The organism is Xanthomarina spongicola (assembly GCF_003148645.1).
Lineage (GTDB): Bacteria > Bacteroidota > Bacteroidia > Flavobacteriales > Flavobacteriaceae > Xanthomarina > Xanthomarina spongicola.
This window is the reverse complement of sequence record NZ_QGGP01000001.1, coordinates 711,072-723,309: the sequence shown is the minus strand read 5'-3', so window position 1 is coordinate 723,309 and position 12,238 is coordinate 711,072. Positions and strand designations below refer to the sequence as shown.

The 12,238-nt window shown below is 30.2% G+C and carries 13 protein-coding genes; 5 read left to right on the top strand and 8 right to left on the bottom strand.

All coding sequences use genetic code 11. From position 1 onward, the window contains the following. Nucleotides 1-64 precede the first annotated feature (64 nt). The gene (locus LX78_RS03250; RefSeq protein WP_109681191.1) at nucleotides 65-934 is read right to left on the bottom strand and encodes a MerR family transcriptional regulator; all 870 of its coding nucleotides are present in this window, start codon (nucleotides 932-934) and stop codon (nucleotides 65-67) included. 151 nt (nucleotides 935-1,085) lie between these two features. Here LX78_RS03250 and LX78_RS03245 point away from each other — a divergent pair, with 151 nt between their 5' ends. The 5 genes from LX78_RS03245 to LX78_RS03225 all read left to right on the top strand — a co-directional run bounded on the left by LX78_RS03245 (nucleotide 1,086) and on the right by LX78_RS03225 (nucleotide 6,089). Further along, the gene (locus LX78_RS03245) at nucleotides 1,086-2,510 is read left to right on the top strand and encodes a fasciclin domain-containing protein (protein ID WP_109681190.1); all 1,425 of its coding nucleotides are present in this window, start codon (nucleotides 1,086-1,088) and stop codon (nucleotides 2,508-2,510) included. 114 nt (nucleotides 2,511-2,624) lie between these two features. Next, nucleotides 2,625-4,088, top strand: a complete 1,464-nt coding sequence (locus LX78_RS03240; protein WP_109681189.1) for a phytoene desaturase family protein — start codon at nucleotides 2,625-2,627, stop codon at nucleotides 4,086-4,088. A 1-nt stretch (nucleotide 4,089) separates the two neighbouring features. Beyond that, nucleotides 4,090-4,926, top strand: coding sequence for a phytoene/squalene synthase family protein (locus LX78_RS03235; protein ID WP_109681188.1), 837 nt, complete (start codon nucleotides 4,090-4,092; stop codon nucleotides 4,924-4,926). A 23-nt stretch (nucleotides 4,927-4,949) separates the two neighbouring features. Continuing rightward, nucleotides 4,950-5,405 (top strand): sterol desaturase family protein, encoded by a 456-nt coding sequence (locus tag LX78_RS03230; protein ID WP_109681187.1) that lies wholly within the window; start codon nucleotides 4,950-4,952, stop codon nucleotides 5,403-5,405. 3 nt (nucleotides 5,406-5,408) lie between these two features. After that, complete coding sequence (locus tag LX78_RS03225) at nucleotides 5,409-6,089, top strand: lycopene cyclase domain-containing protein (RefSeq protein ID WP_109681186.1); 681 nt, start codon at nucleotides 5,409-5,411, stop codon at nucleotides 6,087-6,089. A gap of 35 nt (nucleotides 6,090-6,124) precedes the next feature. Here LX78_RS03225 and LX78_RS03220 read toward each other — a convergent pair whose 3' ends face one another. From LX78_RS03220 to clpP, 7 genes are all read right to left on the bottom strand, one after another. After that, a complete protein-coding gene (locus tag LX78_RS03220) occupies nucleotides 6,125-6,694 on the bottom strand; it encodes a hypothetical protein (RefSeq protein WP_109681185.1) in 570 nt (189 codons plus the stop codon). Nucleotides 6,695-6,734: 40 nt separating this feature from the next. Further along, nucleotides 6,735-7,169: a hypothetical protein gene (locus LX78_RS03215; RefSeq protein WP_146192537.1), complete on the bottom strand. Its 435-nt coding sequence runs from the start codon at nucleotides 7,167-7,169 to the stop codon at nucleotides 6,735-6,737. Nucleotides 7,170-7,199: 30 nt separating this feature from the next. Further along, a complete protein-coding gene (locus LX78_RS03210) occupies nucleotides 7,200-7,775 on the bottom strand; it encodes a hypothetical protein (RefSeq protein WP_109681183.1) in 576 nt (191 codons plus the stop codon). A 1-nt stretch (nucleotide 7,776) separates the two neighbouring features. After that, nucleotides 7,777-8,199, bottom strand: a complete 423-nt coding sequence (locus LX78_RS03205; RefSeq protein ID WP_109681182.1) for a hypothetical protein — start codon at nucleotides 8,197-8,199, stop codon at nucleotides 7,777-7,779. A 10-nt stretch (nucleotides 8,200-8,209) separates the two neighbouring features. Next, nucleotides 8,210-9,691 carry a hypothetical protein gene (locus LX78_RS03200; protein ID WP_109681181.1) on the bottom strand — a complete coding sequence of 494 codons (1,482 nt, stop codon included), beginning with the start codon at nucleotides 9,689-9,691 and terminating at the stop codon, nucleotides 8,210-8,212. Between the two features lie 472 nt (nucleotides 9,692-10,163). After that, nucleotides 10,164-11,396, bottom strand: a complete 1,233-nt coding sequence (gene clpX / locus LX78_RS03195; RefSeq protein WP_109681180.1) for an ATP-dependent Clp protease ATP-binding subunit ClpX — start codon at nucleotides 11,394-11,396, stop codon at nucleotides 10,164-10,166. Nucleotides 11,397-11,489: 93 nt separating this feature from the next. Further along, the gene (gene clpP, locus LX78_RS03190) at nucleotides 11,490-12,164 is read right to left on the bottom strand and encodes an ATP-dependent Clp endopeptidase proteolytic subunit ClpP (protein WP_109681179.1); all 675 of its coding nucleotides are present in this window, start codon (nucleotides 12,162-12,164) and stop codon (nucleotides 11,490-11,492) included. Nucleotides 12,165-12,238 lie beyond the last annotated feature (74 nt).

Genomic DNA, 12,238 nt, shown 5'->3' with positions numbered 1-12,238 from the left:
TTAACATCCATATATTAAAGAAGAAACCCAAGCAAAAGCTTGGGTTAATTTTTTTATATTGTTTTTAAAGAGACTTTAATTCTTTTATAAAATCATCTGGATGAGACAAATATCTAATTTGCTTATTTTCTACAATATCTTCTAGAATATTAGGGTTTCCAGAAACAAATAGGGGAATATTACTTTGACCTAAAATTGCATTAATTTTTGTTTCTATAGGTTCATGAGTTGGCGTTACAAACATAGTTATCAATGCTTTTGGCTTAGTCTCTTCAATAACTTGCCTTATATTTTCAGTAGGCACATTTTGTCCTAGATAATAAACTCTCCAGCCATATTCTCTTGCAATATAATATGCGAGAAGCAATGCAATTTCATGATGTTCATTTTCAGACAAAAACATCAATATAGAAGGTGCATTTTTTTTTGGATATGGTAATAAATCAATAGTGGAAAATATTTTTTTCTTTATTAGGTTAGAAATAAAGTGCTCCTGAGCTGGCATGACTTTATTAATTCCCCACAAAACACCTACTTGATTTAAAAAAGGATAAATAAGTTTAGTGGTTGTTGTTAAAAGCCCGTTTTTGAGAATGTGTTCTTTAAGCACACCATCAAAAACTTCTTCATCCATTTCAAGCGTACTTAATATTAATGTACTAATATCATCTTCATGATTATCATCAATTAATTTATTACTAATAATATCATAGATTTCATTATCAGACATTTTATCAATCTTGGAAATTCTATATCCATTACGTGTTAAAATACTAATGTTCAATAGTTTTTTTAATTGTTCGTCTGAATAGTATCTAATATTTGTATCTGTTCGTTCTGGTTCCAAAAAACTATATCGAGATTCCCACTTGCGTAATGTATGTGCATTAATGCCAGTTAATGTAACGATTTGGGTCATTGTATATTTACTCATGTCTAATTATTTACACCACAAAGTTAAACAAATATATTCAATAAATTAAAATAACTAAAAATTATTTGTCCAACTTTTTTTATTTTTATTTGGACAATATTAAAATTGTATATATATTTGTCCAAGTTTAAACAATTAATTATTAGACATTATGAAAACAGCAAATTTATTTATCGTATTATTTAGTCTTTCATTATTTATTACATCTTGTAGTAATGATGATGACAATCAAACACCAACTCCTCAACCTCAACAACAAAATATTGTAGAGATTGCATTAGACACTCCAGAGTTAACTTCACTAGTTGCTGCGCTATCTAGAGCAGATGGAGATCTAGTAAATGTATTAAGTGGAGATGGACCTTTTACTGTTCTTGCTCCAACAAATGCAGCATTTACAGCATTTCTTAATGCAAACGGATTTAGCTCTTTAGAACAAGTACCTACTGATGTACTATCTCAAGTTTTATTGAATCATGTTATTATGGCAGATGTAAAAGCAAGTGATTTAATTGCTGCAGGAAGTGGTTATGCTTCAGGTAGCGCAACAGGTTCAGGAGGTCTAAATATTAGTATCTTTTTTGACACAGCAAATGGCGTAAGATTTAATGATGCAGCTTCTGTATCAACAGCAGATATTGATGCTTCCAACGGAACTATTCACATTATAAATGGCGTTCTTGGTTTACCAGACGTTGTTGACCATGCAATTGCAAATCCTTCTTTTACAAGTTTAGTTACTGCACTAGGAGCAGCAGATGGAGATTTAGTAACTGCTCTTCAAGGTGATGGCCCATTTACAGTATTAGCACCAGATAACAATGCATTTGAAACATTTTTAGATGGAGCTCCACTAGGAGGAGTAAATACAGCTGTATTATCTCAAATATTATTGAATCACGTAATCATGAATTCAACTATTGATTCTCAGTTTTTAATTGATTCAGGTGCAGGATATACAAATTCTAGTGCTACTGGACCTGGTGGAACAGCCATGAGTTTATATTTTAACACAAATGATGGAGTTAAATTTAATGGAATTTCTACAGTTTTTCAAGCTGACGTAGTTGGAACTAATGGTATTATCCATGCAGTTGATACTGTAATCGATATTCCAACAGTAGTTACTTTTGCTGCTGCAGATCCAAACTTCACAACTTTGGTTGAAGCCTTAACAACGTTAACCCCAGGAACTGACTTTGCTTCTATTTTATCAAGAACTGAAGGTAGTAATGCAGATGGTATTAATCCAGAATTCACAGTTTTTGCACCTACTAATGATGCATTTGATGCATTAGCCGCTATACCTAGTGAAGTGGTGTTAACTCAAGTATTATTACACCATGTTGTTAGTGAGTCTAATATAACTTCTAGCATGTTAAATAATCCTGGTGATACATCTGCACCAACTTTAGAAGGAGATAACATTACAATAACATTACCTGGAACAGGTGATAATATTGGAGATATTACAGATGGTTCAGGCGCTTCAGACATAGGTATAATTGCTGTAGATGTTCAGGCCGGAAATGGAGTTATCCATGTTATTAATAAAGTAATGATCCCTAATCTATAAATGGAATTACTACCAAACAAGTTGTTTAAACTGCTTGGTAAAAGATTGGTTTTAGTTGGTTGATTTGTAAGCCGACAGCTCTCTTGGTTGTCGGTTTACTTTATTAAACATTAAATGGAAACAAAAAAAATTATCATAATCGGTTCAGGGTTCTCATCGCTTTCGGCTTCTTGTTATTTAGCAAGTCAAGGGTTTGATGTTACCATTTTAGAAAAAAACAAAACTGTTGGTGGTCGTGCTAGGCAATTAAAAAAAGATGGGTTTGTTTTTGATATTGGCCCAACATTTTATTGGATGCCAGATGTTTTTGAAAGCTTCTTTAAAGATTTTAATAAATCAACAGACGATTATTACTCACTAAACAAACTAAATCCAGCCTATCAAATATATTTTGGCAAAAAGGATTCCGTTAGTATTTCTGATAATTTCGAGGACATTAAACAAACCTTCGAGAATATTGAAAAAGGTAGTGGTAAAAAGCTTCAAAAATTTATTAATAAAGCTCACAGAAACTACAACATTGCTATTAAAGATTTGGTTTATAAACCTGGAGAACATGTTTTTGAAATCATAAACAAAAAAACTTTTTTAAAACTATATGAGTTTGTTTTAACAATAAAAAATCAAGTCTCTGGCTATGTTAAAAACAAGCAACTTCAAAAAATATTAGAATTTCCTGTTTTATTTCTAGGAGCCAAACCAAGTAATACACCTTCATTTTACAATTTTATGAATTATGCCGATTTTAAACTTGGCACTTGGCATCCTAAAGGTGGCATGTATGAAGTTGTAAAAGCTATGACAACGCTTTCAAAAAGTTTAGGCGTTAAAATAATCACGTCAAGCGAAGTTGAAAAAGTAGAGATTAAAAATAATAATGTAACTGGAGTTACTACACATAGTGGTTATTTCCCTTGTGATATATTATTAAGTGGAGCAGACTACCATCATACAGAAACATTATTGCCTAAACCATTAAGACAATATTCTGAAAGCTATTGGGATAAAAAAGTATTTGCTCCTTCTGCTCTATTATTTTATGTTGGTTTCGATAAAAAACTAAATAACGTTTCACATCATACGTTGTTTTTCGATACAGATTTTGAAGCACATGCAAAAACCATTTACGACACTAAGGAATGGGCAGAAAAACCATTGTTTTATGCTAGCTTCCCAAGCATTACAGATGCTTCAACTGCACCAGAAGGGCAAGAAGCTGGTATTTTTTTAATTCCTATTGCTCCAGATGTAGAAGATACTCCTGAGATTAGAGAACATTATTTCAATCAGCTTGTAGAAAGAGTAGAAACTATTACAGGAGAATCTATAAAAAGCAACATTCTATTTAAAGAATCTTATTGTGTAAATAACTTTAAAGACGATTATCATTCTTATAAAGGCAATGCCTATGGTTTAGCAAATACACTCACTCAAACCCATGTGCTAAGACCAAAACTTAAAAGTAAGAAAGTAGATAATCTGTATTTCTGTGGACAATTAACCGTTCCAGGACCTGGAGTGCCTCCATCCTTAATATCTGGAAAAATTGTGAGTGATTTAATTCTAAAATATCATTAAAATGAAACACCTATTTGACTCTTCAAGCCTTAAGTGTAGCAAAATTGTTACCAATACCTATAGTACTTCTTTTTCGTTAGGCATCAAACTTTTTGCACCTTCTATACGGCCTCATATATATGCTATTTATGGGTTTGTTCGCTATGCTGATGAGATTGTAGATTCATTCGACATGTACAATCAAAAAGTATTGTTTCATGATTTTGTGAATGATTACAGAAAATCATTAGACAGAAAAATAAGCTTAAACCCTATAATTAATGCATTTCAAGAAGTTGTACATTCATTTAATTTATATGCCTATGCAGAAGATTTTTTACAACGTATGGAAGCAGATTTATATGTTACAGAATACACAACAAAGGAAGCTTATGAGAACTACATTTATGGTTCTGCAGATGTTGTAGGCTTAATGTGTTTACGTGTTTTTGTTAATAATGATGAAACTAAATTTAATGAGTTAAAGCATTCGGCAAAACATTTAGGTTCAGCATTTCAAAAAATAAATTTCTTAAGAGATATTAAAGATGATATTGAACAATTAGGACGTTCGTATTTTCCAAACCTATCAAATAACACATTAAACAATGTGACTAAAGAGGAAATTATTTCTGATATAAATGTGGACTTAAGAGAAGCATATAAAGGTATTATTCAATTGCCATTAGAAAGTAGATTTGGTGTGTATATTGCCTATAGATATTATTTAAAACTACTAAAGAAATTAAAGAAAGCTGATTCTGAAAAAATACTAGATGGACGTATTCGAATTTCAAATGGGTTGAAAGTTTTCATTCTTACCAAATCGTATTTAAGGTATAAATTAAACTTTCTTTAATCAATAAATCAGTAACTTTCATTATGATCATTCTATTATACATTTTAATTGCACTTGGCACTTTTTCCATAATGGAACTAGTAACATGGTTGACACATAAATATGTGATGCATGGATTTTTATGGTTTTTACACGAAGATCATCATCAACCAAAATATCCACATGTATTTGAAAAAAACGATACTTTTTTTATCATTTTTGCCATCCCAAGTATCTTGCTATTCTATTTTGGAGCTGTTCCAGAATTAAACTTTATGTTTTTTATTGGCTTGGGTATTTTTTTTTACGGACTCACTTATTTTTTAATCCATGATGTGTTGATCCATCAACGTTTTAAATGGTTTAAGAACACCAAAAACAAATTTCTTTTAGGTTTACGAAAAGCACATAAAGTACATCATAAACACCTTAACAAAGAAGAAGGCGAATGTTTTGGGATGCTGTTTGTGCCTAAAAAATATCATAATCAATATAAATAATCCATGGAAGCCTACACGTATTTATTGGTTAATCTAGCTTGTATTTTCATTCCGTTTATAGCAAGTTTTTATCCGAAACATACCTTTTACAAAGAGTGGAAATCGTTTTTTAAGGCCAACATTTTAGTAACTTTATTATTTGTTATTTGGGATTCATTATTTACTAAAATAGGTGTTTGGGGTTTTAACGAAACCTATTTAACTGGCATCCATATTGGCAATTTACCACTTGAAGAGATCTTGTTTTTTATCTGTATTCCTTATGCTTGTGTGTTTAGCTATTTTGCTTTTCAATATTTTTTTAAGACTAATTTTCTACAGAAGTCACAAGCTATTATATCTTATATACTTATAGCCATTCTTTTTGTTGTTGCAGTTTTTAATTATAACAAATTATACACGTCTGTAACCTTTTTTGGAACCTGTTATTATTTGATGTATTTAATCTATAAGAAGACAGACCTATCTTTGCATTATTTAAGTTATCTGTTTGTGTTGCCATTCTTCTTTCTAAGCAATGGTGTTTTAACAGGTAGTTTCTTAGTGGAACCTATTGTTTGGTATAATGATGCTGAGAATTTAGGAATACGGTTGTTTAATATTCCTATTGAAGATTCAATTTATGGCTTGTTGTTGATTTTTATGAATATAGAGCTGTATTGTTATTTCAAGAGAAAAGCATAAAAATTACTCTCTTGGAATGGTCTTATTTTTTTTATTTAATGAACATTTTTAATAACAATCGGTTCTTTATCTTTTATAATAATTAATTCAGTATGCCTAAATCTCACATATTGCTCTCTAAAATCTTTTATAAAATCTCTTTCTAATTTATTTTTAGGTAAATCTTTAGATTTAATTTTAGGGCTTAAAAAAGGTTCCATTAATGTCCTCATTTTCTTTTTACTCTTACAAGAAAAAGTATAATCAAATACTTCTTTATTAAGATCATTATAAATTAAAACTAATTTGTCATCGACATAGGTGTAATAATTAGGATACATAATATCTTGATCATTTTTCTCTAAAGGATATGAAGAATCATAAATATTATAAATTCTGAATATGTCTTTTTCTTTATTATAATTATTTAATCCTTTAATAACTACAATTATATATCCTATATGATTAAATTCAGAATCGAAAGTTTTTGTTTCTTTTATGTAGTCTGAAATTGTACTTTTTAAAATAGTATCTTTTAATTTAATTTCATGAATCTCTAATTCTTGAGCTTGAACACTAAATAAACTAGAAACAAAAAAGATTAAAACTGATAATTTATGATTCATAAAAAATTTAATTACTTGACTTCTTTTGTTTTACATTAAATTACTGAACTCCAACTAATTCAAAGACTTCAACTTCTCTTTCATTAAAGGCACCATATTCTATTTTTATTGAAAATCTGAATTGCTCTTCTTCTTTAATCTCTAATATAGTTGGGTTGCATAACCCTTCAATTTTATACAATTTACTATTTGTATAATAGTCGCCATCAGGAACTGTTGATATTATTAAACTTGTTAAAACTTCGTCAGTTCCTTCAAAATATTTTTCAGGTGTCGCTTTAGAATCTGAAATTTTAAACACTTTTACATATTGACCACCATTCCAAAGTTCTTGATTAAAAATATCTTTTGAATCAAGTCTTGCAAAAAGATAATTCATGTCCACATTATTTGAAATATCTTTTACAACTACTTTTTGTGCTTTACAACTCAAGCAGAAAAGCATTAGAAGCAAAATTGTTATTGTCTTTTTCATGTGATAGATTTATCTTTAAAATAAAAAAAACTAATCATAATGAGTCGCCTTTCTAATCTCGTGAGTTTTCCAATAAACTTCTAAAATTATTCCATAAGATTCCGAACCAAGGTAAGTTGGATGCCTAAATATTTCTGTAATAGTTTTACCATTACCTTCAAAGTCTCTAAATTTAAATTTCTTTTTTGGAGGCAAATAGTCCTCTAAAATCCTTCTAAATTTTCGTTTACTTTTCTTTGAATACTTAATATCAAATACATCATTAATAGTTTTATTATAAATAATAACCAATTTAGTGTCTATGTGAGTGTAGTAATTTGGATACCACCAATCTTCGCTCTTATCTAACACCTCAATTCCAGCATCTTCAATTTTATAAACTCTTTTAAGGTTTTTTCCTAAATACGGCTTATTAACTGATTTAATAGAAACTTTAATATAACCTACACTATTAAACTCAGGAAAGTTTTGTTTAGTTTCTTTAATATAATCAGAAATAGTGTTCTTTAAAATAGTATCTGTCAATTTTATTTCATGAATTTGTAATTCTTGAGCCTGAACACTAAATAAGCTAGAAACTAAAAAAATTAAAAATACATTTTTCATACTAAAAATCTTCTTTCTTAACAACCCAAACTAAGTCAACAATTCCATCATTATTATTGTCAATAAAAGAAATGTTTTCAACAATTAGAACATCTCCAATGTCTCCAATATTCATTGAGCCTTTTGACATATTAATATCATTCTCAACTACATTTTCTTGATAAACTTCTTTTATCGTTGTCATTTCAGAACCAACACCTAATCCTTCTTTCGTTTTAAACTTAGACGATGATAATATAATAGAGACAACTAACTTATTGGCATCCGTTTTAATGTCAATTATATTATCATCATAGGTGCTTTTTAAAGATTCATTAATCATAATATTTCCAGCACCTTTATCAGATATTAATAGTTCAGGTTGTTTACATGCAATAAAGCTAAAAAAACAAAATAACAGTAAATAGATTTTTTCTTTATACATAATTAGTTGTTTATGGACAGGCACCTTCACTTGAATTAGCATTTCCTCCATTAGTATTCACAGTTATTGAAGAACTATCTATTGTCCTAATGTCTTGACCTAAATTTCCAGGGTTACTACCTCCTCCTCCAATCCAAGAACCAGCAGTATCATTTAAATTCATATTTGAAGAGTTACAGATTTGAAGTGCTGCATCAGTACAATTAAATGTATTTAAATTATATGTTGGAGTGCCTAGACTTAATATTTGATTTTTTAAAGTATTAAATTCAGAATAATTAAGTATCATTGTAGCACTAACATCATAACCATGTCCTCCATCATCAACCCAAACGCCATTAATCTCTGGGCTAGTAGGACTTACAGAATCTGATGGATAAAACCCAAAAGTTTGGTTAACTATGTTTCCCATATCATTCATTCTAATTGAAATAAAAGTATGACCTACATTAATATCAGGATTAAAAATTGTTCCATCATTTACCCATGTATCATCACTATTAGGCATTGGTTGATCTACATATATTGTTAAATCAAAAGAAGAAGAAGTTGAAGCGCCAGAAAAACAATTCATATATTCCGTAATATTAATAATCTCTCCCGAATTAAATTCGTATTCAATTAACCATTCATTAGGGTTAATCTCAAAATATGCTTCTTCAAAACTTAAAGCATCATCTTGAACCAATAAACTAATAACATTCCCCCAAAGAGTAACAGCTTCCTCACAAGTGTAATCTGTCACAACAACAGATTGACAATGTTCTAATAAAAAATCCATAATCTCATCAACATCATCACTATTATCTTCATTATTAACCCATTTAGTCTCTTGAAATGTTAAAGTCATTCCATAAAATGTTAATACCTCTGATGGGTTAGGTGGAACTACAACAACTCCTCCATTCCCACCTGGCACAAAAGTTCCAGAACCTGTAGAACCTCCTGGTGTACTACCACCTGGTATATGTGTTCCCGTACTTCCTTCTTCATTTTCATTTGGGTTTGGGTCTGGAAATTCTCCATCACCTCCTCCACCTCCACCAGTACACGATATTTCAATAACATTATAACATTCATCATTGCAAGTGCAATCTCCTGAACTTACACAAACTTCATATTGAAGTATGTCGCAACCATCGTCCATATCTCGATTAGAATCATCTTGGGTATTGATAACTATCCCACTTTCAAATTCTTTAGAATCCAATAGGTTGTAATCTAAATCGTAACGCAACATATTTCCAGTGAAATTTTCTAAATTAAACATATAACTGTTTGTAACATACCAATCTGGATTTGGTTGCCATTGAATAATGTATGCCAAATAACCATTGTCTTCTGGTAGTTTTATTAAGTGAAGATTCTCAAAATCGATTTGAGATTGGGTGTTACTGGAATTTAAAATCCTAAATGAATATGTTTCTTTACCATCTATATTTACAAATTGGAGAATGTCTGACAAATCTAAATCACCGTAAGTGGTTGTCATAAACCTTTCATTTCTATTAGAGCCAATATCATTTAAAGCTTGTTCTATATCTGGTAAATCTTCAATGGTAAAATGATTAATACTTTCTTTTTGGTTTTGTAATGAATTAAAGTCAACGTCTTAAATATCGTCTTGTTTACAATTAAAAATTGTCAAAACTAATAACAACAAGCATCCTGTTATTAATCTTAATTTAGGTAATGTTTCGGTTTTTTGACCTTTCAAATTTGGGGTTTTCATATATAATTTATTATTAATAATGCATAAACCTAAAAAAAATATTTTTAGAATTATATACGTAGTTCTACGCTATTTTATCACTTTTCGATGAAATACCATTTTGCATTACGGTTTTTCCGTACTTTTTAAAGTATACCGTGAAAATTCAAATGTTAAACTAAAAATAAGTTCCATAAAACAAAAAAGACCACCTTTTTCAGGCAGTCTTTTTCAAATAGAAACTTATATAATTTTAAGAAACAGCTTTCAGTTTCTTAATAGTTGTTTTAGATAACTTCTCTTCTGCATAAGCCTTAGTTACTTTAATCTCTTTTTCTTCTGTACTAGGCAACTCGAACATAGCATCTGTTAAAATTTCTTCACAAAGGGAACGCAATCCACGTGCTCCTAGCTTGTATTCTATGGCTTTTTCAACTATAAAATCTAAAGCGCCATCTGTAATACTAAAGTCTATTTCGTCCATAGCAAACAATTTTTTGTATTGCTTGATAATGGCATTTTTAGGTTCCGTTAAAATGGCTCTTAAGGTTTTGGCATCCAATGGATCCATATAAGTTAGCACAGGCAAACGACCTATAATTTCTGGAATTAAACCAAAATCCTTTAAATCTTTTGGAATAATATATTGCAATAAATTACTTTGGTCTACACGTTCTTCAGACATGGAAGCGCTATAACCAACAGCCTGCATGTTTAAACGTTTAGAAATTACTTTATCAATTCCATCGAAAGCACCTCCTGCAATAAATAGAATGTTTTCGGTATTGACTTCAATAAATTTCTGGTCTGGATGTTTACGACCTCCTTTTGGTGGTACGTTTACAACTGTTCCTTCTAATAATTTTAATAAAGCTTGTTGAACACCTTCACCAGAAACATCTCTTGTTATAGAAGGATTATCGCTTTTACGAGCAATCTTATCTATTTCATCAATAAAAACGATGCCTTTTTCAGCTTTATCTAAATTGTAATCTGCTGCTTGCAACAAACGCGTTAAGATACTTTCTACATCTTCGCCAACATAACCTGCTTCTGTTAAAACAGTTGCATCCACAATAGCTAAAGGCACATTAAGCATCCTTGCAATGGTTTTAGCCATAAGTGTTTTTCCTGTTCCAGTTTGTCCAACCATGATGATGTTTGATTTCTGAATTTCAATATCGTCATCACTTGGTGGTTGCAGAAGTCTTTTGTAGTGATTGTACACAGCCACAGACATCACTTTTTTTGTCATATCCTGACCTATAATGTATTCGTCTAGAAACTTTTTTATTTGCTGTGGTTTTCTCAACATGAGCTCGGCAGATAAATCTGTTTTATCACTTTGTTTAGATTCCTCTAAAACAATGCCATGAGCTTGCTCAATACATTTATCGCAAATGTGCGCATCTAATCCTGCAATTAATAAATTTGTTTCTGGCTTTTTCCTACCACAAAACGAACATTCTAAATCTTCTTTTGCCATTACTTAAGTTTAAGGTTAAAAGTTAAAGTTTTCACTTTTACTTAAAACTATTACTCCATTCTATAATATAAATATTTAAAAAAAAGAGAATTTTTAGCTACGAACTAAAATTTCATCAATCATTCCATATTCTTTTGCTTTATCGGCTTTCATCCAATAATCTCTATCACTATCTGCATATACTTTGTCGTAATCTTGACCAGAATGCTTACTAATGATTTTATAAAGCTCTTCTTTTAATATTAAAATTTCTCTTGCAGTAATTTCTATATCACTTGCTTGTCCTTGTGCTCCTCCTAATGGTTGGTGAATCATAACACGAGAATGTGTTAAACCACTACGTTTTCCTTTTTCTCCAGCACATAATAAAACGGCTCCCATAGAAGCTGCCATACCTGTACAAATAGTAGCAACATCTGGCTTGATGAATTGCATAGTATCGTAAATTCCTAAACCTGCATAAACAGATCCTCCAGGAGAGTTAATATATATTTGAATATCTTTAGATGAGTCTGTGCTTTCTAAAAACAATAATTGTGCTTGAATAATATTAGCCACTTGATCGTTTATTCCTGTTCCTAAGAAAATAATACGATCCATCATTAAACGTGAAAACACATCGAAGATAGCTATATTCATTTGGCGCTCTTCAATAATATTTGGCGTCAAGTTAGTTGGGTACATACTGCTTAAAATTTTATTATAGTAGGTACTGCTTATTCCTTGATCTTTTATTGCGAATTTTTCAAATTCTTTTCCGTAATCCATAAATTGCTTTTGTATAATTAAATTGAATTAAAAAGGCGTTAAAAATACAATTTTAACGCCTAAATATAAGGATT